Genomic DNA, 26575 nt, shown 5'->3' on the forward strand with positions numbered 1-26575 from the left:
TTTGTTTCATGCAGATTTAAAAATGATTTTAAATCTGCGTGAAATTTTTCTAACTATTTCTTTATCTGCTTAATATCCAAAATCTGCGGGAAAAAAATTTACTCTCGCAGATTTAGCAGATTTATCAGATTTTTTATTTATTTCTTTTCTTTCAAACCTTTTAAAACTTCTTCAGAGATTGTTGTAATCGTTCCGTGTTTGTGTCCTTCGGGAAGGCTTATTTTTGATGAAACGTCTTCAAAATGAACAAAATCTGAAGTACTTAAAGCTTTATAATTTTTTGAACCGTAATTGTCATAATACAACAGCCATTTTTTAGCGACTTTCACCACCGTTGGTCCTTCTGATAAATATTCTGTCAAAGGTTCTGAACTTTTACTGAATGGCCCTAAAGGTGATTTTCCGAAAGCTACTTTTATGTTTCGCATGGGTCTAGTGTTGTCTTTTAGAACCAAAACATAGTCTTTTTTGCCTTTCTTTACAATCACACAGTCAATTACGCTGAAACCTGGTTCGTAATACAATTTTGTATCAGAGAATGTTTTGAAATCTTTTGTAGTTACATAATACATTCTGTGATTGTTTTTTTCTTCCTCGACACCTTTTTCAAATCGGAACGGAATTGTCGATGCCCAGATAATGATGTATTCTTTTTTGACATCATCATAAAAAATTTCCGGCGCCCAAACGTTTACCACTTCCGTTTCGTTTTTCATTACCGGAATATATTCTTGTTTTGACCAATGAATTAAATCTTTAGAACTTGCATATCCAAAACCATTTCCGCCTTTCCAGTCAGTTGTCCAAACCATGTGATAGGTTCCATCTGCGCCTTTTGTAATCGACGGATCACGCATAATTTTGCTTGCGCCGATTTCAGGTTTTAAGAATGAGCCTTCCAGACCTTTCCAGTTGTAACCGTCTTCGCTGTAAGCCAGATATAAACCTTCTGTTGCTGGTTCACGAAATGACGTAAAAAGGTATAAATCTTTTTTTTTCTGCGAATAACTAATCGCAAAAAGGAAAAAGGTTACTATGATGACTATTTTTTTCATGTTGTATTGCGTTTAAACTTTGTCAAAGTTTTAAACTTTGACAAAGTTGACTCACCAGTTTTTATTCTGTAATTGCTTTTTTATCTAAATCTTTTCCTTTTTTAACTGATGTTGTTACATTGTTAAAAACATTATTTTTTAGGAAAACATTCTTTGTGTCTTTTCCGTTTGCTTCGATGAAAACATCCGTAGCATTGAATGGAAAATTATTATTAATCAACACATTAGAAACATTATCTAATTTGATAACCGGAACATTTTTAATTGGTGTTGAAGATCCAACGTTATCTAAAATGATATTTTTGGAATCTGATATTTTGAAAGAAGAACCAATCGTTGCATTTACTTTTACATCGTGAAATTCAACATCTGTCGCCGTGTTAACTGTAAAACCTTCTTTTCCGTCCATATTGATGTTGGAGAAAGTGATGTTCTGAATCGGCATTTCGGTAATTCCTAAAATTTGTCCTGCTTTGTTCACGTTTGAAGCTGTGATATTGCTCATGTGAATGTTTCTGAAAATCGGTGTTTTCTCGGTTACAGGTTCTACTTTGGTATCTTTATCATAGAAAAGGCTTAGTACAATTGCTTCTTCTTTAATGTTTTTCATTACGATATTATCGACGCGAATATCTTCTACAACACCGCCTCGTCCGCGTGCTGCTTTGATACGGATTCCTCGATCTGTTCCGTCGAAAACACAGTTTGAAATCGTGATTTTCTTGATTCCGCCCGACATTTCACTTCCAATAACAACGCCGCCATGACCGCTTAACATTGTACAATTGGTAATCGTAACATTTTCAGTCGCTTTTCCGTATTTACGTCCGTCACCGTCTCTTCCTGATTTAATCGTAATGCAGTCGTCTCCAACGCTGATATGACAATTTGAAATATGAACATTTGTGCAAGACGAAGGATTGATCCCGTCTGTATTTGGCGAATGCGGATTAAAAATCGAAATTCCGGTTACCGTTACATTATCACAAAACTCAGGATTTATGGTCCAGAAAGGTGAATTTTGAAACGTAACGCCTTCAATTAAAATATTTTTACAGTTATAAGCCTGAAAAAAAGAAGGCCTGAAGAATTTTTTATCAACCGTTCTTTTGTAATAGGGCTCGGTGTAAAGGCCTTTGTTTTGCTCTTCCCACATCGTTTGGTATTTGGTTGGAGGAAGCGGTTCTTTGGCTGTTTCGATTCGGTACACTTCATTCCACCACGCTTTTCCTTGTCCGTCGATTACGCCTCTTCCTTTGATCGTAATATTTTCTACATCTTTCGCATAAAATAATGGCTGGAAACTTTTCATTACGATTCCTTCGTAACGCATTTCTACATAAGGCAGATAGTCATCAAAATTTTCTGAAAACTTTAAAAGCGCACCTGAATCCAAATGAATTGTGATGTTGCTTTTTAGTCTTAAAGCGCCGGTTAAATATTCCCCGGCAGGGAAAAAGATGGTTCCACCTCCATTTTTAGAAGCTTTTTCAATGGCGTTTTGAATGGCTTGGGTGCATTTTATTCCTTTGTTGTTTCCTCCTTCATTTAAGATGTTTAACCAGCCGTCGTTTGCGAAAGTGGTATTAAGTCCGGTTATGAAGCAGAGGATTATTAGTATATTTTTCATGGTTGTGTTGTTTTCTCATTTTTGTCATTTCGACGAAGGAGAAATCTTCGTTAGTAGCTCCGCATGATTGAGCAACTTTGTAGAGTTTCTTGCGAAGATTTCTCCTTCGTCGAAATGACAATATTGTGGATAATCTGTGATTACTTATTTCAAGAATTGCATTTCACTAATTACTTTTTACTTTTCACTAATTACTAAATAGATTTCAAAATCAAAACCCAGTCATTACCGTCTTCTTTTTTTCCTGCTGGTTGAAAATTTTGAGTTCCTTTATTATCAAAAGTTCCAATTTTAGTTTTCTTGCCATTTCTTGGATTGTACCAAGCTGCTTCGAATTTATCCCCGGAAATTTTTCCTAGTTTGGCTTCAATTATTCTTCCGTTGTAGGTGTAAAACAAAGCATATTTTTCTCCTCTTATCACCGGAATGTAATCGTATTTTTCTCCTTGGTTGACTACTAATGAAACATCTGGAGTTCCTTCTAAAAAGGGAAATTCCTCCATTAGTTTTTTAATATAAACCATCTGCTTTGCTCCTGGTGCATTAATGGCTGATGTCCATAGTTTCTTGTTTCCGTACGCTGGTTTATCGCCTTTTCTAAACATCTGCATTACAGCGTTGTGTCCGTACGTATAACCTGCTGCGCCTGATAAAACTGACCAATATCCGTAACGGCGAATATCATTTGCGGTCCATTTTGGTTGTAGAGTATCGTGGAGTCCGTGCGGAATTGCTTCGTAAGATGGTTCTCCGTCAAGCGTAGGTTTGGTTGGTTTTAATTCGAAATCTCTAAGCACAAATTTGTAATTGTCTTCTTTGAAATTCGTTTTTATTGAATCCTGATCGTATCTCCTGTGTCCTGACTGAAACATATTGAAATCCAGCCATTTTGCGTTGTGAAAATTCTCCGAAGAATCGGTTCTTCCAAACGGGTGAAAAGTCACTAATTGGTTTGGATTGTTTGTTTTTAAAGTATTCCCGATGGCGTTCCAGATATCCTGAAATTCATTTCCGTGTGTATCACCGCCATTTAACCAAATTACGTTGCTTTTGTTTTTATATCTGTCAGCCAAGAATTTAGCATATACAATTGCCTGTTCTTTGCTTACTTTATTTCCTTTAGAAACGTTGGTTCCCCAAACCGGAACCATTGCTAAATAAATTCCGTTTTTGCGAGCGACTTCTAATGTATAATCTACGTGATCCCAATAATCGTATTGTTTTGCATCTTTAAAATCATTCCCTGCAGTAAGCAATGGTTTTGATACGTCTTCATTGATTAAAGCTGGATCGCCATACACGTTAACGGCATTGATGTTGTGCAAAACCATCACCTGAACAACGTTGAATCCTTTGTCTTTTCTGTCTTTAAAATATTTGTCTACTCCTGCTCTGTCTAATTTTCCGAATGCCAGCCAGCCTGTGTCGCCCAGCCAGAAAAATGGTTTTTCATCTCCGGTAACAAAATAATGCTGATTTTTAGAAATTTTGATTTCAGGCAGGGCATCTTTTGTTTTGGCAGCCTGCGAAAATCCGCTTTGTGCTGTCAATAAAAAGCTTGCACTTAGGGCGTATAAATATTTAATTTTCAGATTCATTTTGGTTGTATTTTGAATTTATGTTTTTTGATATTTGTCACGAATTACACTAATTTTCACTAATTTTTTCTTTGCTTTGATTTTTTAGATTTGCGTAAAATATTTTATTCTCGCAGATTTGCTTCGCCAGTTCGCTATCGCTCCGGTGGCAGATACAGCAGATTTAATTTAAAATTAATTCGTGCAATTCGTGTAATCCTTGGCAAACATTTTCTTTTATTTCTTCACTACAAAAAGTACTTTTTCTTTTATTTCAGCTTGTGGAATTGTTACTTGTTTTCCTCCGCTTACATTGGCTTTTTTGTTGAAAGTTCCTGTTTCTCCGTTTATTGCGTATACTTCAAAAGTTCCTTTGCTATTTGATAAGTCGATTGTAATATCCTGATCGGTTTTCAGATAAAAAAGATAGCTTTTTCCTTTGTTTTCGAGTTTCCAGAGATTGTCTGAAAACGTATTTCCGTCTACTAATTTCATCTCGCTTAAAGCGGTATAAAAGTCTGGAAGCTCGATTTTCGGAATATTTGCTAATGAAGCGCCCGCCATTAAAGCCGGCCATCCGAATCTTGGCGAACCGTCGGTTGAATATAAAATTACCTTTTCAGGATATTTTTCCCGGTATTCACGCACGGCACGATATACCTGATTATCCGTTTCTTTTCCGGTTTTTAATTTTCGGGCGTGTTGTCTTGGTGCTAAATTTTTACCGCCTTCTGGTGCGTAAGCCGATCCGTCTTCTTTGTAATACCAATAACGAATATCAATGGCATCTACAGTTTTAGCTCTTTTGGCATCATTTAAAATAGCATCCTGAACGTCTTTTGTAGCACTTAAACCAATGATTGCTTTTTTACCCCTTTCGTCTTTCCATTTTTGAACTTCGTCCAGCCAGAATTCCATAAAGTGCAGCGGACCTGTATATTCGGCACTTGTTAATTGAATTACGTTGCTGTTTTCTGCAAAATTCTCCAGCGATTTTCTGATGAAGCCCTGGTGCAATTTTCTTCTTACAGTATTCGTAACATCATAAAACTGCTCTGCCATAAAAATACGTTTGTCTCCTGCATACGGCGGCGGTTCTGGAAAACCAGTGCTGTTTATATTGTTGGCCGAACGCCACGGTGAACTTGACCAGTGTGCTCCAGCTTCAATAATATTATGCTGAAAATATTGCTGATTGACTAATAATTGCCCATTCGCTTCTGCCGCATTCGCAAAAAGCGACAAACGATCCCAGTACCAATCATTGAATTTTGTTAAATCATATTTACTTAATTGATCCCAAGCCAAATCCTGACCGCTTCTGGCAAATGGCTGTTCGTAAAACGGCGGCCAAACATCGGCATCAAAACGGCGAACTCTTTCATGATCGTCCATTCTTCTTTCGTACCACAAACCGTAATTGTGCTCTAAAGCAACCATATTATTGGTACTCAAATAATCTGATACTTCATTGATATTATCTGTAAATCCGGTTCCGGTTCTTCCCGGAACGAATCTTGTAACATCCGGAACTGATTTAGAAATATCACTATCTCTAAGACTTCCTCTCCACCACGGCACGCTTAATCTGTTTCCGGCGATTACTTTATTGTCATAAGTAAGCCATCCATTTTTTGTGGTTACTTTTTTATCTGAAATTGTATTTTGTGTCGAATTTATTTTTAGATCATTCGCATTTTTAAGTCCTGAATTGTTTGTATTGATTGGATTTGCTTTTGAAACTTCTGCAATCCATTCTACTAAACTTTGCTTTGGAGCGACTGAATTTTTGGTTAATTCGGTGGCAACTTCCATTGTAGGACTTGAAGAAGGTTCTGAACCTAAATCATAAATATGCGGATTGACAGGAAGTTTTTCCAGTCTGTTTTCTAGTTGTGCATAAAATAAACTTCTTGGTGAAATATGGTTGTTTACGTCTTTCCAGTGCCCGTCTCCAGCCATAATGCCGCCCCAAGTTCCAAAAGCCCAGTTTTGCGCTGTTGGCGGATTGTAACATTCGATTTTTGATGCTGAAGTTTCCCAAATAACGCTGTTTGCAGCGGTCCATCCTGCTCCTCTTCCGTTTTGTTCCCTGTTATTGTAGCTTAAAGCGTGGCCGTCTACATAAGAAATTTCAAATAATACGCCTGTTGCCCAGCTTCCAATGGCGCCGCTGTTATTGAATGGTAAAAATGATTCGCATTGAATAAATACATTTGGTCCTGTTGTACCAAAGCCGCCTACCGTAAAATCGTGGTAGCCGTATTCTGAATAACAGCGTTGAAATAAGGTCTGCTGTCCTTCTGTATAAAAAGTATGACGTCTAAAACCTGCAATTTCAGAAACGGGTTCGGTGGCAATACAGTCTTCAACTGTAATTTGCTGTGCCGATTTTAATACCGAAACCGCTCCGCCGGCAAAATGCTTAAAACTGACTTGTTTTACCCAGGTATTTCTTGCGTTTTCAATGCTGATTCCGAACCATCTGTGTTCTTCGTCTTTTGGTTTTGAAGTATCATAAGCTGATTTCAATAAAATATTTTCGATTCCGATTTGCTCGATTCTTCCCGACCATGAATAGGTGTTTACTTTTGCAGTTCCGTAAACATCATCTAAAGCCATTGTTAGTGGAGCATTTAATGTCACTTCATTGCCATTGATTTTGGTTACAACTCTGTTCCAGGTAATATCCCAGTCATTTTTTTTCCAGCCAACCCAGCCTGTTTCTGCACCAAAATCATCCATTTTCAACTCTTTAATCCAATTATCGGTTAAAGGTTTTGTGATGATAATTTCATCTGATGGCTTTAATTTTGAGGTATTTTTTAACTGAATTGTTTTGGTTCCAAGCGACGTATAATTTGTACTGAATTCAAAGATTTCACCGAATTTTTTATCGTCAATTCCTAAAATTCTGATTACAGCTTCTCTTTTTAATCCAGTTCCTAAAAGAATGGTTCCGTTTTCATTATTACCGCTTCCGCGTAAAATAACGCCTGATTTTTTAATAAATAAAGTACCGCTGATTTTAAAAGTTCCCTTGTCTAAAAGTACTGCTCCGCGAAAACCTGATTTGTTTGGTTTTAAATTACTTACATAATCAATCGCAGCCTGAATTCTTTGAGTTGCATCTGTTTCTTGTTTTGGAACAAAAATTTTATTCTCGACATTCGGAATTGCTTTTTCTGATGCCATGTATCCTGCATAAGAAAAATCAGGAATTTGGTTTCCTTTATTATCAGTTGTGAAAGAAAGTTTTCCTTCTTTGGTTTTGATAATGTCCGGGAAATTGGTTTGTGCTGTTGCAAGGCTAATGCTGAAAAGCATCACGAAAGCCGATAAAACTATTTTATCTTTTTGAAGGGAGATTGTATTTTTTAACTGGATAAAATTCACCTTATTATTTTTTTTTAGACTTTAAAATTAAACCATATGAGTAATATAAGCTCATATAATTTTTAGGTTTGTCTTTCTCCACAATCTTGTCATTTTTCTATGAAGGAGAAATCTCCGTTAGTTGCTCCACTTGCTGGATAAACTTTGTATTAGTTACTTGCAGAGATTTGCTGCGCCCGTTCGCTATCGCTCGGGTTTTCTTCGTTGAAATGACAAACTTTGTGTGTATTCTTTATGTTAAAACCTATCAGATTTAATTTGAGAATAATCTAGTGACTAAATTTAAGACTTTATTGTAATAATCCTTTTAATTTCGCCAATGTATCCGTGTTATTTTCGGTTTTTGTCCAGTCAATTTTATTGTTTGGATCGATTCCGTTAAAATATTTCTCGATGTTTGTATATCCGTCTCCGTTTGAATCTTTAACCGCATCTGAAGCATCATTCGGGTTTAACCCAAATTTTTTCTCCCATGCATCCGGAATTCCGTCATTATCAGAATCTTTGTATGCTTTTCCTTTGTACTTTGGATAACCTCCCACTTGGTCAGGATGCGTTATAATTCCTTTTTTATAAGAATCTGCAGGCAGTCTTCTTTTAATGTATTCTTTTCCAATTGCGTTTTCTAAACCGTCTTTTACTTCAATTTTTCCTGTGCGGACTTGTTTGATGATTCTTTCGTCAACTGCATCTCTTTTCGGAATTGTTGCTCCCACATTCGTCAAAACAAAATCATACGCTTCCTGTGCCGGCATGATATTAAACTTTGGCATTGAGAAAGGTTTTGGCTGTTTTATTGCAGCTAAAAAATCTTTTGTTTGCGCTTCCGGAAGATCTTCTAATTGTACACCGCCATTCCAGTTATCTGCTGTAACTTCTGGAGAACCCACGATAAAGTTACCTGAAACATAAGCTCTTCCGTATTGTTTTGGCTCAATGTAGCCAGATTCTGGTTTTACAATTCTGTAACGAATTGGCTGATCTGCTGGTGTTATTGGACCTGGTTTGAAGTAATTATTGATGATATTCAGCATCGAACGGTAATCACCTCCGTCAAGGGTACGATTCCACCAATTGAATACTACGTTATTGACGAAATTAAAATCGCCGTACATTCCGATAGAAGCATTTCTTGAAATGTTATCTGCCCATAAATTTCGCATAAACGTACTGTTTAATCCGCCGATTGTACTTCCAAAAGCGTGATTATAAGTATCTAAACCTTCCGAAGAAATGGTATTTTGAATGGTGATGTTACAAGCTGGTAATTTCTCCAGTTTTGATTTTGCATTAGCTGCGAATTGATGTCTGTATAGCGAAATATTCTCGTCTAATCCCCAGCTTACTGAGCAGTGGTCTACGATAATATTTCCCATCGGATTTCCGCCTAATGCATCATCTCTTCTTGTTACTTCGGTTGCACCGCGTCTAAAACGCATGTGTCTGATAATAACGTCATGAGTATCAATTTCTAAAGTTTCTCCAGCGATGCAAATTCCGTCACCCGGTGCAGTCTGCCCGGCAATTGTAACGTAAGGCGCTCTCATGCTGATTCTTTTTTTCAATTGAATAATTCCCGAAACATTAAAAACAATGGTTCTTGCTCCAACCGCTTCGCAGGCTTCACGAAAAGTTCCTTTTCCGCTGTCTTCTAAACTGGTAACTACAAATATTTTTCCGCCACGTCCGCCTTGTGTGTATGCTCCACCCCCTTCAGCACCCGGAAAAGCCGGAATATCTGCCTGAACAAAATCTTTAGGATAAGATGCCCAAGGTAAATAAGGCTTTCCTTGTTTTGCCTGCTCCTGAATAATATGATAGTTGCTTGTCCAGATTTCGTTTAGTCTTTTTTCTTCATCTGCTAAAACTGCATCTGCTTTTTCCTGAACTGGTTTTGGAATTACAGGATATTGCGCATAAGCAGATGATACAAGAGAACAAAATGACAACGCCATAAATGTTCTTTTTAAAGTACGGTTGGGGAAAATAGTATGCATTGAATTGTGTGTGGTTGTAGTTAATAGTTGTAATAGAAAATTTGATGGAAAAAATTATTCTTTTGCAGTCGAATCTTTTACTTTATTCTTTTCTCTCTGCTCAACACGTTCGTGCCAGTCTTTACTTTCTTTGTTTAGATCGTAACCTTGTTTTGATAAATAGTTGTTGATTCTTCCTTTATATTTACCAAACCAGCCGTGCTTTTCTTTAGATGAACCACCGTCCATGGCATGTTCTCTTGCTTCTACTAAAGCTTTGTAGATATAGTCTTTTTGTTCTGCCGTTAAATTTGGAAGCATATCGTTATAACCTGCAACAGTTATAGGAAGCACGCCGTAAGTCATTCCGTCTTTAACTTCAGTAATTTTTTCTTCTGACAATTCTTTACCTAATTTTTTAAGGTAAGATTTGTGCAATTTTGCAATTGATTCATCTGCTTTTGATTTCAGTTTATCAATCTTCTCGTTTTGTTTTTCTTTGGCTAAAGCAGTATCTTCTTTTACTTTTTTGATTTCTGCATCTCTTCCATCTTGAATTTCAGTTAAATCTCTAAACTGCTGTGCAATAATATTTGAAACTGCTTTTTCCTTTGCCTCGTTTTTTAAATCTAATTTCGTTACAATTTTTGCAGCTCTTTCGTTTGTAACTTTAACATATTCAGGATCTAAATGCTGCTGCGCACTTAAAGTTGAAAAGGCAAAAACAAGCGATAATAGACCAATATTTATTCTATTTAGTGCCATGATATTTTTATTTATTTGAAAAAATCTTAGAGATTCTTAAAGGCTTTATTTTTTAATCTTGCTAACTAATCTGCTAAATCTGCGGGCTAATTTTTTTCTCGCAGATTTAGCAGATTTGTAGATTTTTATTCTGATGTTTCTTATTTTAAATCTAGTAAAGGTCTAACTAAAGTTTCTTTGTTATTAGCTAAATCTTTCCAGTTTACTTTTATTGCCGGGTTTACGCCATTGATGTAATCTTCAATATTCGAGTATCCGTCTCCGTTTAAATCTCCTTTTGCATCAGATGGATCGTTTGGATTTAAACCGTATTTTTTCTCCCATGCATCCGGCATACCGTCTTTGTCTGTATCTAAATAAGGTTTTCCCTTGTATTCAGGATATCCTCCAACTTGAGAAATATCTGTAATGATTCCTTTTTTATAAGAATCCATCGGTAAACGTCTGTGTTCGAATTGATAGAATTCTTTTTTCTCTAATCCTTTTGCATATTCAGGAACTCCCGTTTTTACAGTTCTTACGATTCTTTCGTCAACTTTATCTCTAATTGGCAATGTTGCTCCAACATTTTTAAGAACAAACTCATAAGATTCTTCTGCAGTCATGAATTTATTGAACCAAGGCATTGGGAATGGTTTGTCGCTTTTCATTTTTGCAAAATATTCTTTTGCTTCATCGTACGTCATCAATTCACCTTTCTTGTTTTCAAGCTGAATTCCGCCGTCCCAGTTGTCTTTAGTTACTTTTTCGTTGTTGTTAACCACGTTTCCGTTTACATACGCACGACCGAAAACCATGTACGGCAATTTGCTTCTTCCTGATTCTGGTTTCAAGATTCTATAGCTGATTGGCTGCGTTAAATCAGTAACCGGACCTGGTTTGTAAAAGTTATTAATGATGTTGTAATTTGCGGTGTAATCTCCACCATCTGTTGATCTGTTGTACCAGTTAAAAACAACGTTATTTACAAAATTGAAAATTCCGTTCCACCCAATTGAAGGGTTTCTACCGGCATTATTTGCCCACATATTTCTCATGAAAGAGCAGTTTTCTCCACCTAAAGTACTTCCGAAAGCATGGTTGTAAGTGTCTAATGCTTCTCCAAATAAACTGTTTTGAATTGTAATATTTACAGTTCCAACTTTGATGTCTGGATACCCCGGTCCCGGATTGTACATGTGTCTGTAGATTGACATATTTTCGTCTAATCCCCAAGTTGCAGAAACGTGATCGATCATGATATTTCCAACGGGATTTCCTCCAATAGCATCATCACGACGACCTACGAAAGTTTCTCCGCGACGGAAACGTACGTGTCTGATAATTACGTCATGCGTATCAATCCAAGTTGACTCTCCGGCGATACAAATACCATCACCTGGTGCAGTTTGTCCAGCGATTGTAATGTAAGGTGCACGAATGATTAATGGGCTTTTAAGTCTGATAATTCCAGCTACATTAAATACTACAATTCTTGCTCCTCCTTTTTCGCAGGCTTCACGCAAAGTACCTGGTCCGCGATCTTCTAAACTTGTAACGGTGTATACATTTCCTCCGCGACCACCAAATGTGTACATTCCTCCTCCTTCAGCTCCCGGAAAAGCAGGAATTTCTGCCTGAGGTAAATCTGTTGGACGAGATGCCCACGGAATATATGGTTTTCCATGCTTTGCTTCTTCTTCAATAATCACTAAAGCTTTGGCCCAAGCTTCGTCAGAAAGTCTTGCAGCTTCTTCTTTAATTGCTTTTTCCTGCGCCTGAACTTCTGGACTTATCTTCGGATATTGAGCAAAACATTTTGCACTTCCCAAAAAAAGCAGAGATGCGATAAATAATGCGGAATTTTTCATGTTAATTTTTCTTTTGGTAATTCTTTTTAAACAAATCACCTGTACTTTTTTAAGAATACAGGTGATTTCTTTTATGTAATTTTCTTTTAACTTTAAAATTTATTCTTGATAATCATAAGTACCAGAAGCACCATTTGCATCTTTCCATCCAACAGTTTGTGTTAACCACGGATTTTGTGCTAATACAGCCTGGCTTAGTCCCTGAATATAATAATTCTGTCTCCAATTTATTGAAGCAGGTTGTCCGCCAATATTATCCATAGGAGTTGGAGGAGAACGTAACTCAAAATTTGCCGTATAAAAAGCAGCTAAAGCTGTAATCTGTGCGTCAAAATTTGCTGCATCCGGGTCTACTGAGATAGAAGCACGAGACGAAGTTAAAGGATCTGTATTAACAGGGCTTGTACCAATTTTGTAATGTAAATAATTACCAACACGTTGTGTACCATTAAGAGGCGTTACTCCCAGTTTTGAACAAGTTCCCGCATCATTACTGTACAGCATCCATCTTTGTATATCCCAGAAACGTTTACCTTCATACGCTAATTCTACTCTACGCTCATATAAAACTGCTTCAATAGCTTCGTATTTAGTTCCTAAAGTTCCTATTCCGTAATTATCTGCTGGTTTGATTCCAACACGATTTCTAATTCTTCCTAAATAAGCAATTGTATTATTTGTCTGGCCTAATGCTGCATAACATTCTGCAATGTTTAACAATAACTCAGCGAAACGGTAATCGATAATATCTGTACCTGAATATTGGAAATTACTTGCATTCCCAACCGTAGGGCTTGACATTTTACGAACAAAAGCAGGGCTCGGCACATCATTACCCATACTAAAACCGTAAGTATTAGCCGCGGGAGCAGACCAGCGATACGCCCAAACAGTAGGCTGACTTGCTGTAGTAGGAGTACTATTAGTATATGGCCAGTAGCTTCCAGAAAATGCAAAAGTTCTATAAAAACGAGGATCACGATCTTTAAAAAATAAGAATGGATCATAATTATTTGCTGCAGTAGGTCTTTTTCCACTAGCCATAGGAAATAAGTCAATCATACTTTTTGGAACTTTAACACCACTGCCTCCTGCACCTCCTTGACTTGCAAGTCGTATAGATTTTTCCCATGAATTATTTGAATTAAGGGCCGTAGTACCATTTGCTAATAAGCGAACAGTGATGGCTTCAGGATTGAAACTATTATCAGAAATGTAGAACATTTTTGCCCAATCACTTGCCGATGCTCCATATAAATTTTGTCCAGCTGCCATTAATTGTGTTTCAGCTTCTAAACCTGCTTTTAATGCAGCATCCCAACGCTCTGGAGATTCCCAGTTTTTATTAAATAAAGGACTTGCATATGTTAACAAAACTCTTGACTTTTGAGCCAAAGCTGCTCCCTTAGTATAGCGACCATACTCAGCTGCCCCCCACTCATTAGCTGTAGGTAATAAACTGGCGGCTAAATCTAAATCACTTACAATTTGTGCAACTACTTCAGAAACTTTAGCTCTAGGAATTTGCGTTGCAGGGTTATCATTAGTCGCGTTATCAACAGTAGTTACAATTGGAACCCCTCCGTAAGTACGCATTAAATCAAAATACTGAATAGCACGTAAATAATACATCTGTCCTTTTACACGATTACGAAAAGTCTGCGACAAGTTTGCCCCTTTTGTATCAATATTTTCGAGCATACTGTTACAATCTCTAATTCTGTTATAAGGCTCATTTTTAATAGCATCTCCTAAAGGAGTTCCATAATAAGGAGAAGCATCAGCAGCATTCTCCCATGTATAATTAGCATTAATTAAACTTTTATCTGCAATAGTATTTGATATTCCGCCTACTTCTTCTGTATAAGTAGCCTGTGTTGTACTAAATGATCCTACTAATGTAGCCATAGGAGATTTATAGGCATCAAAGAAATCATAGTAAAGATTATTTACATACCAGGTTACACGTTCTTCACTCTGATAGAATTCATCATCAAAATAGTTGTACTGTTTTTTTTCTTCCAAAAAATTATCGCTGCACGAAGCACTTACAATAAGTAAAAATGCCAGTGATATATATATATTAATTTTTGTTTTCATAATTATTTAAATTTTAGAATGTAACATTCAAATTAACTGACCATGTTCTAAGTGTAGGATATCTTGCAGAAGAAGTATCGTACATATTACGGTAATGATCTGGATATGGATTATACAAATCCCAAAGGTTATTTCCTGTAACTCCTAAAGTAACTCTTTGCACTCCAATTGTTTTAAGAGGCTCTTGCGGCAATTCAAATCCTACTGTAAGATTTCTAACTACACATCTAAAATTGCTAAGCTCCCAAAAATCTGATGGTGCAAAAGCAGTACCCTGCTGCCCCATGTTAGGATACTTTCCGTTAGGATTATCAGTTGCATCGTACATATCTCTCCAAAAAGTCTCGTGTCCCCAATCGTTTTGCGTAGACCCTGTTCCTTGTTGTACTAAATCAATTGAATTATATCCTCCCCAAGTTGTAGCAATTTGAGTTCTAAAATAAAAAGATTTATAATTTAATCCTAAATTCGATGTAAAGCCATAGGTTCTATTACTATTCGCTAATTTAATATAATCTAATTGTTTTTCGATACGACCATCAGCTGGTGCCTGACTCTTTGTCGATGAATCATATGCGCCTCCAACATCTTCATAAGCCAGCATTCCTTTTCTCATTTGTGACACATTGTTTATTCCTAAATAATTAGGAACTCCTCCCACTGCTGCTGCGTTTGCCGTTAGATAATTCCAGTAATTAGTAACGTCTTCATCTGTACGCAAAATACCATCTCCTGTAGAAGTTTGTTTCCATGTTCTGAATCCCCACACTGGTAAGAAGCTTGAATATCCTTCCTGAACAGTATTGTAAGATGGGTGTTGTATTGGTGCTGTTGGATATTTTTTGTACTCATTATCAGAGAAACCAAAGTTGATTCCTACGTTATAGCTCAAATCTTTTTTAATTTTATCTTTCCAATTCACACTAACCTCTGTTCCCCAAGCATTTACATCTGCATAATTTTGTTCAGCAAAAGCACCGCCTATTGAAATAGGAGTTCCTGCTTCGCCGGCAAGACTAATTAACATATTTGTAGATTTATCATAATAAAAATCTGTAGTAATCTGAAGTCTGTTTCTTAACATGGTGATATCAAGACCTATATTTTGTTTAAGCGTTGCATCCCATTTAACATCTGGATTAGGTGTTGGTCTTGGCGTAATAGCACCTCCAAGCACTCCTCCTGCACCGCCAAATTGATTTCCTTTATCAGCAATAACATCATAAAGAACAAGCCAGCGCCATGGTTTGATATTATCTTTTCCTGTTTTACCAATAGAATAGCGTAATTTTAAGTTATCAATAAAAGGAACTGCTTCTTTAAACCATTTTTCATTTGAAACAACCCAACCTACTTGAGCTGATGGGAAAAATCCCCAATAATTTTCTGGTGCAAATTTTGTAGAAGCATCACTTCTAAAAAGTAATTGCAGAATATATTTGTCTTTATAACTATAATTCACACGTCCTAAATAAGAAAATGTTCCAGACTCTCCCTTATTTGCAAGTGAATTTGTTGTAATTGTACCTGCTGTTGTATTACTTCCTAAATAATCTTTTGAAGTACCTTCGTAAGCTAATCTAACACTTTTAAAATTAGCTTCAGAGCGTTCGATACCAAACATTCCATCAATACTGTGATCGCCAAAAGTTCTTGCATAGTTAGCGAAGAAGTTTGCCTGAACGACTTTATCAACATCTGTATTATAGTAAACTCTTGAGTTTCTAATATTTGTCTCTATAGCATAATCACCCTGAGGGTTAGTTGTAACATTATAAATAGTTGGATCAGCAGCACTAGCAAGGTGATTTCCAATTGTTTCATAGTTTCTAATTCTAGCTAAATCATAAGGTAATTGTACCTGCTCAGAGTTTGCACTAGACTGAGTTCTTGCGTAACTTCCTTTAAGCGATAAACCTTTTAAGAAAGGAACTTTATAATTCAAAGATAAATTCACATTATATGAAAACTCTTCATCAATTTGATAACCACTGTCTAAAGCAGCAAAATAATTCCATCCTGCTATAGTATTATTTGCGTTTGCGCTTTGTAAATTACGATCTGTACGGGCAATTGGAGAAAGCCAATAATCTTTCCCTTCTACAGTAGTAGACCAAGGAATATATCTTGGCATGTGCAGTAAATATCCATAATCTGCCTGCTCTCCACCTGATGCTCCACCAAAACTTGAATCGCTGATGTTTGCAGATGCTTTAGAAAATGATTTTCTAGTATCAACTGTATTTGCAGAAATTGCTGCAGAAAGTTCAAAATCTTTAGCCAGCTTAGCTGTTAAACCAGTACGGAAATTCCATTTTTTATAATCTTGTTCACCAAGGTTTGCTCCCTGATCAAAATAAGTTACACCTGCAAAATAGGTCGCTTTATCATTTCCACCACTTGCACTCAATGAATGTCTTTGTTGAAAAGCTGGTTTCCATGCCTTTTTTAACCAGTCATAATCTAATCCTTTCATTTGCTCCAATTCTTCTGCAGAAAAGTATTTTGATTTATCAGGATCTAGATTAGAATTTAAAAATCTGTTTTTCCAAATTCCATGATCGTAAGCGCTCATTACTTTACTATGGCTGACAGCATCATTAAATGCTGACTGACTATAATAATTAAACTTTAATTTACCATCCTGACCTCTTTTTGTCTTTACAATTATGGCTCCTTGAGAGGCACGAGAACCATAGATAGCAGCAGAACCGTCTTTTAAAACTGTAATACTCTCAATTTCTGAAGGATCTAATCTGTTAAATGTTTCAAGAGTAGCTAATCCTGTTGTTGGGTCGATTTGTACCATGTCATCAATTACAATCAAAGGAATAGTTGTATTTCCATCTTTAGAAAAACCAAAAGATTGACGAATCGAAACATCTGCTCCAACTCCCGGACGACCTGAACCACCGGAAACATTTAATCCCGGAGTCAAACCTCTTAAAGATTCACCTAAGTTTGAAACAGGTAAGTCCTGAATTTCATCTGGCTTTATTGTAGCAATTGCACCAGTAATTTTTTGTTTTTTCTGAGTACCATACGCTACAACTACAATATCATTCAATTCATTGGCATCTTCTTGTAATTTAGTATTAACAATTGTACGCCCTGCCAAAGGAATTTCTGCTTTCTTCATTCCAATAAAAGAAAAAACTAATGTTGCTCCTGGCTTTACAGTAATTTGGTACTTTCCGTTGTAATCTGTAGTCACGGTGTTTTTAGATGACTTTTCTGTTACGTTTACACCAGGTAAAAGAAATCCCGTATTATCAGTCACTGTACCTGTAATCTTAATTGGAGTGCCTGCGGTTTGAGCATAAGTAATTACACTCATCAGTGCAAACAAAAGAAAACTACATCTTTTAATAAGTGCTTGTTTCATAAATGCTTTTTTGTTTGGTTAGGTTATTATGTTAGTTAGTCATGTTTAAATGTGTCTCACTTTTTTACAAGATTTAAATGAAACCTTAAAGTAAAGAAAATTAAATGTTAAAAACACATTTATTTTTTATAATCCAAAAATATAACGATGATACATTACAACCGTCCTGCTCTATCCTGTTTTAATGGCATTATCTAAAAAAAAACTACTCAAAAAAACAATATTAATAAAAAATAGAAAGAATAAGTGAGCTAAATAGAAAAAACAAACAAAATGTTTGAGTATAATCAAATAGAAGATTGGCTTTTTAGGCAAAAACAGCAGAATGTGCATCAAAAAAGAAATTTATATCTTTTTTATGCAAAATATCGCGCAGACTCTCTGTTTTTAAAGAAGTTATGCTTGTCGTAATTCAGCAAAAAATGCTTACACTTTTTGCATTCAAATTGCAATTAAAAGTAAAATACTTACAAGATTAAAAAGAGAAAGAGACCTGAAACAATACTTAAATATTTCACAAAAAAAATATTTTTTTAAACGTAATTTCTGACCAATAAAAAAATGAAACGTAATTTATACACTAAATTTTAATTCTAAATGGAAAAAATCAACAACATTGCAGTCAGGTCAGGCACTCACAAGCCAATTGGAATGTATAAATATTCTATTTTTTAGAGTTTATTATCGGGATTCCAGCCATTAAAAACCAAATCTCTTTTATATTTTGAACTATCTGATTTTGGCAGCTGATATGACCATGAAACCCTTTTAGATAGATATTTTGCACCAGCTCCCTTACTTCCTAATTCTGCATAATAAGCCGTTTTGTCTTTATCAGGAAACCTTGTATCAATCCATGCATTCCAACCCTCTGGAATAATATGCAAACCTAAGTCTGTATTAATAAAAACGGTTTGAGCATAAGGCCTCCAAGGTCTTCCCAAAAATACTTTATCGACGGATTTGTCTTTGGCTGTAAGTTTAGAATCAACAAAAACAAATCCATAAGCCTGTCCTTGCGGCGTCGAAGCTGCTGTGATATAAGAGTTCATTAAACTTTCGATGGTACATTTATAAAAATAAGCCGTTGCCGCACCGAAAATAAAATCGGTTGTGCCGTTGATTAAACAATTCACAAAATAGCTGCGGGTATTTCCTTCTGATAAGTAAAGAGTATCCTGATTTCCCAAAATATCGCAGTTCTTTACTGTAACCCGATCACTTTTAATATGAAGCGCAACCGCCTGCCCTACTCTTCCTGCGGTATTTTCTACAGTAAGATTTTCTAGCGTACAATCGTTTCCTTTAATCAAAAATGAATACGAAGTTCCCGTTCCAAAAGCGGTCTTTCCTGAGGAATCTTTTTCTCGAAGCGGTTTTCCCGAATAATCATCAAATGAAATAATCGTTTTATTTCGATCCGTTCCTTTTAAAGTGATGAATGCTTTTGAAGCCGGAATCTCCAATTTCTCAACATACTTTCCTGGCTTTATAGTTATTACAACAAGTTTCTCTGAATTGTCTTTTACATTGTTAACCGCTTCCTGAATGGTTTTAAAATCTCCTGAACCATCTTGCGCAACGGTTAAAGACAATTTGTTATCGAGCGTTTGGGCTGATAAGAAAGTAGTTGAAAATAAAAATAAAACGCTTAGGTATTTCATATTTTTAATTATTAATTGAATTTTTTCGAGCGATACCGAGCAGGCGAAGCAAATCTTCATAAGCAGCTCCGCAAAGATTGTCGATTTTCTATGTAGAGTTTCTTACGAAGATTTCTCTCCCGAAGCCTCGGGATCGAAATGACAAATTTTGTGGAGAAAATCCGTTTATAATCCGCGTTTTTACGAAGTAAATCCGTTTCATCTGTGTGCAAAACTTAATGCGACATCCAAACCGTCATTTCGCCTTTTCCTTTATTTCCCCATGCAAAATACGGAATCAATTTGACTGGTACTGCAGTTGCATCTTTGGAACTAAGCGGTTTGTATAATGTTTTATTCCAAGAATTATCAGATTTTATAACCGCTTCTGCATCAATGCTTACTAAGTTTCTATTATTCAATGTAAAACTGTTAGTGGTAAATTTCGAATTCACATTTAAAGCAATATCATTTACACTTGTTTTTGCAGGAAGCTGATCTGATTCTAAACAATAAACCAGCGGTCCTCTTTTTACAGCGATTTGATTTTTAACTTCTTCTACCAAAGGATTGGCTTCCATTAATTCAACCGGCATTGGGAGATCTAATTCGATCACATCTCCTTTTTTCCATTTTTGATTTAATTTTAAATAAGTGCCGGAAAGGATTTTGTCATTACTCTTTGCATTATTAACTGAAACCGAAGCATTCTGACTCCAGCCCGGAATTCTTAAAAAGAAATTCTGCAGATCTTTTGGAGCCTTTACAATTTTCAACGTTATTTTTCCATCCCACGGATAATTCGTCTGCTGTTCGATTTCGATATCTTCTCCGTTTAACGATTTTGTTTTCAAAGAATTACTTCCGTACAAATTTACATATAAACCTTCTTTTGAAAGATTGTAAGCATAATTTCCAACTTCGGCAACTGTTCTTGTTACGTTTGGCGCACAACAGTTTGATAAGGCGATATAACCTTCGCGTTCATTTCCCCATCTTTGGTGAAACGGCAGGTCATTAGAAACATTCAGCGGATTATTGTAAAGGAATTTTTCTCCTTCCAAATCCATTCCGGAAAGTACACTATTATAAAGTGCCAACTCTACAATATCGGCATATTTAGCATCTCCGGTAATTTGAAGCATTCTCCAGTTCCATAAAACATTTCCAATATTGGCACAGGTTTCGGTATGAGCCGTTGCGTTTGGCAATTGAAAAGGGCGGCCGTAAGCCTGATGAATTTTCTGCACTACTGTTGGATCGTAAGAAGTTCCGTCTGGCGAAACGCCGTCGTACAAAGAACCACAGCCTCCTGTAATGTACATTTTACGGTACGTTACATCATCCCAAATAGATTCCAGATTGTCTAACAATTTCCTTTCTCCTGTTTCGGCGTATAAATCAGCAACTCCCGCATACAGGTAATTCGCTCTTACAGCGTGACCCATGGCAGTAGTCTGCTGTCTAAACGGAATGCGATCCTGATTGTCGTCGGTTCCATCATTTGTAGTTCCTCTAATGTCAATCAAATTATTAGCCAGTTCCAGATATTTCGGATTTTTAGTCGTTCTGTACATTTCGACAATTCCCATATAATGTGACGGACAAATCGCATTTCGAGCCAGTTCCGGTGATGCTTTTTTGTAGAAGTCATATAAGAAATCGGCAACGCCTTTTGCAATATTTAAGAAGTTAGTTTTTCCTGTAGCACGATAATGAATGCAGGCAGCAGTCATTAAATGTCCCATATTGTATTTCTCAAAACCCAATTGTTTTTTTACTTCTTCCGGCCCTAAAGTTCCCCAGCGTTCATCGATTAAAACAGGTGTATGAATGTAACCGTCTTTGCGCTGTACTTTCGCGAAAAGCGCAATAGCTTTGTCCATTTCCTGATCAAGTTTCTTGTCTTTTGTAACGGCATAAGTGGCTGCCATTCCTTCAAAAATCTTGTAGAAATCACCATCATGAAACGAAGGACCTTTAAATGTTCCTTTGCTTACGCCTGCTGCAATTTCGAAGTTTTTGTAGGCATGCGAAATCTCATCGTTATGATACAAATCCCACATATAAGGCAGGGTGTTTTTGGTTTCTACATCAAACTGTTCTTTCCAGAAACCATTTGTCCATTTTACATCTTGTAAGCCAATGCTTTGCAGTTTTGAATACGGACTTTCTGAATTCGCAACCAAACCTTTGTTCTGCGACAGTAATCCAGAACTAACAAAAAACAAACTAAGGGAAACATTTAAAAAATTTTTCATTTTATAATGATTTTTAACCATATAAGCAATATAAGCTCATTTAAAACAAACTTTATTAAACTTGAACTGCATAAGATTAAGTCTATCTTATAATTTCTTATATCACTTATATGGCTTACTATTTATTTTACAAAGAAATTAATTGTTCTGCTCATTGAATCTCCGTCGGCGTCTTTTACGGTTAGTACGAAAGAAGCGAATCCTTTTTCAACGGTTGCAAACTGAATTTCTTGTCCTTTTAAAACTACTTTTCCATTTTTAAGATCAGAGAAAGTGTAAACAGGTTTGTTTTCATAACCTTTGAAAAAATCTCCTGCATTTAAAACTTGCTTTTCACCTGAATTCACAAAATAATGAGGCGTTGACAGCCAATCCAGATAATTGTCTAATTGCGTAAAACCATCCTTATCTGTATCCTGATTAGCATCTGAAAAATCTCCTGCTTTTGAATTTTCGTTTAAACCAAAAGCTTTTTCCCACCAGTTTGGCAATCCGTCATGATCGGTATCCCAATCTGAAGGACGTCTTTCTGAAGCAAAGTTTGACCATCCTCCTGCATCTTGTTCGTTATCGATCATGCCGCCCAGACCGCTTTTACTTCCTTTATAAGTGAAAGTTCCTTTTAAAGTTTCACCAATAATTCGGTTATCGTGTTTATCAAAAAACGGCTGATTCGCCCCAACATCTGAAAGTACGTTTTTATAAGCCGCTTTAGCAGATTGTGTATCTACATACGAAGGGAAAAATGGCTTATCTACGAAAGTTTCATATTCTACTTTTTCATTATGGCTTATAGTAGATTTTCTTCCTTTATCCTGAGATTTTTCATCAAAATAACCGGGCATAATATTTCCGTTAAAATAATAACGCTGCATTCCTTTTCCAACGCCTTCATGCTGTGCATTTAAAGCCACAAATATTTTAGTTGAAGCTCCAGGTTTGTAATAATTATTTACAAAATTCACCTCGTTTGCACCACCATCTGTAGTTCTTTTTCCCCAGTTGTAAACCACATTATTGGTTATATCCAATCGGCCGGTATAATAACCGTCACCGTTTAAACCGCCGCCAATACTCCAGTTACGACCATAATTATGAGCCAGTAAATTGTGATGAAAACTACCAATATCGCCGCCAATTGTAGCTGCAAATCCGTGCATTTTTCCCGCTTCGTATTTATCATGACCTGCCACATTCAACGCTTCAGAAATTAAAGTTCGCTGCAAAGTAATATGATGGGCGCCACGCGAACTAAACGATTCGTCAATTGTCCAGCTGATCGAACAGTGGTCAATAATACTGTAATCTGCACCCGTTAATCCCATTCCGTCAAAAGTAGTGCCGCCTCCAATTCTCACTTTTAAGAAACGCACAACACCATCATTTCCAGTCAATCCGATTGGAGCTCTGCTGATGGTAATTCCTTCGCCCGGCGCTGTCTGACCCGCAATAGTGATATAAGGCTGATTTGCCACTAATCGTGAAGCCAGTTTTATATTTCCTGAAACAGTAAAAACAATAGTTCTCGGCCCGATTTCCTGATTGATAGCGTCACGTAAACTTCCCGGTCCGTCGTCATTTAAATTGGTTACTTCAATTACTTTTCCGCCGCGTCCTCCAACAGCATAGCGGCCATAGCCTTCTGCTCCCGGAAATGCCAATTGTGCAGGTTTGAACGACCACACATTTCCTAAAGTTACTTCGCCATTTGCATCCACTTCATCCACTCTCCAGTAATAAGTTGTTCCTGAATATAAGTCAGAAACTGTAAAACTTCTATCTGCTAATTTTCCTTTGAACTCTTTTGATGATTCTGTCGCATTTTCTACGGCATTTTTATCTTCACCAAAATACAACTTATGAGCTGCCACATTTTTTACAGCATCCCATTTTAAAGTTAGAGTTTTCCCCACTTCAACATGTTCGTCACGGTTTCTTGGTTCAGGAGTACGCGCCTGATTCATCAAATTTGGTGTGTCAATTTCAAATCCATTGATCACGATTTGTTTTACGACATCAGGATTTGAAGTTGGGTCGATTTCAAAACGAACAATTACATCTTTGCCTTTTTCTGCATTAAAAGTGATATACGCCATCGATGCATCGATTTTAGCATTGGCTCTCTGACTTGCATTTACTGTTTGCTGCAGTTTTCCGTTTACGAATATTTTTATCGGAGAAAAAGTTTTTCCTGTAATGACATCAAAAGCGTTATGAAAAGTTAAAAGTGTATGTTTTCCTGCTTTCAATCCATTGATTTTCAATTCTAAATTTTCAGAAGTTACCAAGCCGTCGCTTCCTAATTTGTTGTAATGCGGTGCGCTCATTCCAACTTTGTACCACTTAGAAGTAAAATTTCCTTTTAACTTAAATGACACATTATTAAATGATTTTTCGGCTTCTTTTCCTTCGTTGATCACCCAGGAATCATAACTCGGATCATGAACCTCTTCCAGTCTTCTTTGAAAAAAGTCAAAATCGACTTTTACTATTTGTTTATCCTTATGCTGCGCAGATTGTGCTTGCCCATTTGTGGTCAAAATCAGCGACAAAACAGCAGCGCTTATTAATTTCTTTATCATTTTTGTTTGGTAATAGTTAGTTTAATTTTGTTTTTTCTGTTTCAGATTTTCCAAGCAGATTTATAATGTCTTTTTTTCTTTCTTCCGGAATAACTTTTAAAACCTTCAATTCTCCATTCAGGAGTTCGGCTTCAACCGTTGTATTTTGTTTTGCATGTAATTTAAAATGAACGTTCCAATCCTTTGGCCAGGCTGGAAAAAGATAAATTTTTCCGTCAGTTTCCTGCAAAAGCATTTCCTGCATTCCAATCATTCCCGAACCGCCCCAATTATGATCTGGAACCCAGTCAAATCCTGGTCCCCAAAAAGCTGGGAAACGTCGGTCTGAATTCGCCATTTTTAAGGTATTGTATTTCGCAGCTTCTTCTGTTAATCCCAAACGTGCTGCGAAAATATTGTCTTGTTTCCATCCAATATGACTTCTAAATTTTAAAGCATCTGCATCGTATTTCCAAGTGTTTAAAGCCGTTTCTAAATCAGGTTTTCCAACTCCGTAAATTCCCCACGGATAAACGGGATATAATTGCGGCACTTCCGAATTATTCACTCTTTCCCAAGATTTTGCAGGAAGTAAAACTTTATGATTTTCAATCTGTCCGAAATTTAAAGGCGGAATTCTATTTTGAAATCCTTTTAAATATTCAGCATCTTCTTTGGACAATTCTTTTGCAGAAAGGCTTAAAAGATTGGCTGTAATAACTTGTAAAGCCGAAATGGTACTATTGGCATTATTTGCCATTTTATACGTTTCTGCTCCCGAACCCGGAAAAAGAACCAGTTTGCCATTTCCGTCCAGTGCTTTTCTCCCTCTTTGCTTCGCTAAATATTGATAATGTTCATCAAAAAAACGAAGACAACTGATTATGAAAGCATTATATTTCTGAATGTCTTCTCCAGCATATTCTTTTTGCTGCAACATCATTTGGCAGAATTCAAAAACCGTGTCCCACTCATATTCCAGCCACGCATTGTATTCCATCCCCGGATCGTAATCTGCGGGACGTTTCCATTCGTATTCTGCGGGATTTGGCAATCCGAAATTTTCCAGTTGTTCTGTAAACGAAGCGCCATTATGATTCCAATATACTTTGCTTCTTAATTCGGCATTTTTCTGTAAACTCAAATAATAATCCAGCTGTGATTTCATCATATCAAAATCACCGCTTTTTACCATTGGAAAATAAACCAATCTTTGATTTTGAGCCGTCATGGTTCCTCCTCCCCAATTTCTGAAATCAGGCGTAAAATCTAAATCGGGATTTGTAAAAACGGGATCAACGGTAAATAATCCGCCGTTGAATTTTGTTGGGTATTTTCCATACGCATTACAGCCGAGCATATATCGAAACAGCTGATAATTCTGTCCGATTTGATAAACCGAATCTTTGGCATTCGATTGCTTTTTCTGAGTAAAAATAAAACTGCGGTTCCAGAAATTATTCCACCATTTTATCGTGTTTTTTTCTGCTTGTTTTGCTGTGTTCTTGTTTGCAGAAATCAGACTTTTCAATCCATTCTCCCAAGTTGAAAAATCAGATTGATTGGTATTTAAATAAATTTCTAATGCATGTTTTTTGGATGGCTTTACGCTTGTTAAATTAAAACCTTTAAAATCTGTCGATTGGTATTTTCCTAAGTACGTTCCGTCAGGTTTTAGATTATCGCCCGTCATAAAGCCCCCGAAAGTTAAATTCGAAATCGGATTCAGCATTTGGTCTTTAACCGACTCCATTTTCTGCTGTTTTACAGCCACATCAAAAACGGTATTTTCCCTGTTTCTGTGGTAGAATTTAACTCTATTATTTTCAAATGAAATCGAATCTTTATAAGTCACAATATCTCCCTGAGACGCCCATTTATAGGAATTGGCATTATTGGCTTTTCCTTTTGAATCACGGTTTTTATAACGCCAGCTTTCATAAGAAGCCGTCATTTTTAATGCATTTTTACTTTCTAAATCAACGTGGATTATCGGTTTAAAAACATCTACCCAAAGTTTAATTTTAGTATTATTCTGCCCGACTAAAACATATCCGTCTTTTAGTTTCAATTCCTGATGAAAACCTGCTGCTCCCTCAAAAGGATTCGGTGTTAGCGTCACCTTTACCCTTCCTAATTTCAGCAAAGTATTGTGTTCGTCAAAAGTACCGCTTCGCGAAAAATAAAAATACAAATCGCCTTTTTCTACCCATACATTCATACCAATATCACCGCCTCCCAAAGGCATTGATTCTGATGAATTATTGCTCTGCGTTGTCCAAACCTGATTGTAATTATCGAGCACTGGAATTTGTGCTTTAACTAAAAGCGATGCAAAAAGAAAAAGTAAAATTATTGTATTTTTCACACTTATTT

General features: G+C 36.4%; 13 protein-coding genes. All 13 read right to left on the reverse strand.

The genetic code is table 11. The features are described 5' to 3' along the window. Nucleotides 1–137 precede the first annotated feature (137 nt). The 13 genes from BKM63_RS19820 to BKM63_RS19880 all read right to left on the reverse strand — a co-directional run bounded on the left by BKM63_RS19820 (nt 138) and on the right by BKM63_RS19880 (nt 26567). Nucleotides 138–1055 carry a glycoside hydrolase family 43 protein gene (locus BKM63_RS19820; protein ID WP_071638312.1) on the reverse strand — a complete coding sequence of 306 codons (918 nt, stop codon included), beginning with the start codon at nt 1053–1055 and terminating at the stop codon, nt 138–140. A 61-nt stretch (nt 1056–1116) separates the two neighbouring features. Beyond that, nucleotides 1117–2685 (reverse strand): glycoside hydrolase family 28 protein, encoded by a 1569-nt coding sequence (locus tag BKM63_RS19825; protein ID WP_071638313.1) that lies wholly within the window; start codon nt 2683–2685, stop codon nt 1117–1119. Between the two features lie 194 nt (nt 2686–2879). Beyond that, nucleotides 2880–4283 (reverse strand): glycoside hydrolase family 140 protein, encoded by a 1404-nt coding sequence (locus BKM63_RS19830; protein ID WP_071638314.1) that lies wholly within the window; start codon nt 4281–4283, stop codon nt 2880–2882. A 216-nt stretch (nt 4284–4499) separates the two neighbouring features. Further along, a complete protein-coding gene (locus BKM63_RS19835) occupies nt 4500–7658 on the reverse strand; it encodes a DUF6298 domain-containing protein (protein ID WP_242661195.1) in 3159 nt (1052 codons plus the stop codon). 290 nt (nt 7659–7948) lie between these two features. Beyond that, entirely contained in the window at nt 7949–9655 is a 1707-nt protein-coding gene (locus BKM63_RS19840; protein WP_071638315.1) for a polysaccharide lyase, read from the reverse strand. A gap of 54 nt (nt 9656–9709) precedes the next feature. Further along, nucleotides 9710–10399, reverse strand: a complete 690-nt coding sequence (locus BKM63_RS19845) for a DUF3826 domain-containing protein (protein ID WP_071638316.1) — start codon at nt 10397–10399, stop codon at nt 9710–9712. A 140-nt stretch (nt 10400–10539) separates the two neighbouring features. After that, a complete protein-coding gene (locus tag BKM63_RS19850; RefSeq protein WP_071638317.1) occupies nt 10540–12249 on the reverse strand; it encodes a polysaccharide lyase in 1710 nt (569 codons plus the stop codon). Nucleotides 12250–12348: 99 nt separating this feature from the next. Next, nucleotides 12349–14349: a RagB/SusD family nutrient uptake outer membrane protein gene (locus BKM63_RS19855; RefSeq protein WP_071638318.1), complete on the reverse strand. Its 2001-nt coding sequence runs from the start codon at nt 14347–14349 to the stop codon at nt 12349–12351. Nucleotides 14350–14362: 13 nt separating this feature from the next. Further along, complete coding sequence (locus BKM63_RS19860; protein ID WP_071638319.1) at nt 14363–17734, reverse strand: SusC/RagA family TonB-linked outer membrane protein; 3372 nt, start codon at nt 17732–17734, stop codon at nt 14363–14365. Between the two features lie 671 nt (nt 17735–18405). After that, a complete protein-coding gene (locus tag BKM63_RS19865; RefSeq protein WP_071638493.1) occupies nt 18406–19398 on the reverse strand; it encodes a pectinesterase family protein in 993 nt (330 codons plus the stop codon). A 215-nt stretch (nt 19399–19613) separates the two neighbouring features. Continuing rightward, on the reverse strand, nt 19614–21638 hold the full coding sequence (locus BKM63_RS19870; protein WP_071638494.1) for an aceric acid hydrolase: 2025 nt from the start codon (nt 21636–21638) through the stop codon (nt 19614–19616). A gap of 122 nt (nt 21639–21760) precedes the next feature. Continuing rightward, complete coding sequence (locus BKM63_RS19875) at nt 21761–24220, reverse strand: pectate lyase family protein (protein WP_071638320.1); 2460 nt, start codon at nt 24218–24220, stop codon at nt 21761–21763. A gap of 16 nt (nt 24221–24236) precedes the next feature. Continuing rightward, the gene (locus tag BKM63_RS19880; RefSeq protein WP_071638321.1) at nt 24237–26567 is read right to left on the reverse strand and encodes a DUF5703 domain-containing protein; all 2331 of its coding nucleotides are present in this window, start codon (nt 26565–26567) and stop codon (nt 24237–24239) included. Between the last annotated feature and the right edge of the window lie 8 nt (nt 26568–26575).

Origin of the sequence: Flavobacterium johnsoniae (assembly GCF_001879205.1) — a bacterium.
GTDB classification, from domain to species: domain Bacteria; phylum Bacteroidota; class Bacteroidia; order Flavobacteriales; family Flavobacteriaceae; genus Flavobacterium; species Flavobacterium johnsoniae_A.

Bases quoted from the DNA above. Each gene is read 5' to 3' on its own strand.
- BKM63_RS19860 (WP_071638319.1), bottom strand. From the start codon at position 17,734: ATGAAACAAGCACTTATTAAAAGATGTAGTTTTCTTTTGTTTGCACTG.
- BKM63_RS19820 (WP_071638312.1), bottom strand. From the start codon at position 1,055: ATGAAAAAAATAGTCATCATAGTAACCTTTTTCCTTTTTGCGATTAGT.
- BKM63_RS19845 (WP_071638316.1), bottom strand. From the start codon at position 10,399: ATGGCACTAAATAGAATAAATATTGGTCTATTATCGCTTGTTTTTGCC.
- BKM63_RS19850 (WP_071638317.1), bottom strand. From the start codon at position 12,249: ATGAAAAATTCCGCATTATTTATCGCATCTCTGCTTTTTTTGGGAAGT.
- BKM63_RS19875 (WP_071638320.1), bottom strand. From the start codon at position 24,220: ATGATAAAGAAATTAATAAGCGCTGCTGTTTTGTCGCTGATTTTGACC.
- BKM63_RS19840 (WP_071638315.1), bottom strand. From the start codon at position 9,655: ATGCATACTATTTTCCCCAACCGTACTTTAAAAAGAACATTTATGGCG.
- BKM63_RS19865 (WP_071638493.1), bottom strand. From the start codon at position 19,398: ATGAAATACCTAAGCGTTTTATTTTTATTTTCAACTACTTTCTTATCA.
- BKM63_RS19855 (WP_071638318.1), bottom strand. From the start codon at position 14,349: ATGAAAACAAAAATTAATATATATATATCACTGGCATTTTTACTTATT.
- BKM63_RS19870 (WP_071638494.1), bottom strand. From the start codon at position 21,638: ATGAAAAATTTTTTAAATGTTTCCCTTAGTTTGTTTTTTGTTAGTTCT.
- BKM63_RS19830 (WP_071638314.1), bottom strand. From the start codon at position 4,283: ATGAATCTGAAAATTAAATATTTATACGCCCTAAGTGCAAGCTTTTTA.
- BKM63_RS19825 (WP_071638313.1), bottom strand. From the start codon at position 2,685: ATGAAAAATATACTAATAATCCTCTGCTTCATAACCGGACTTAATACC.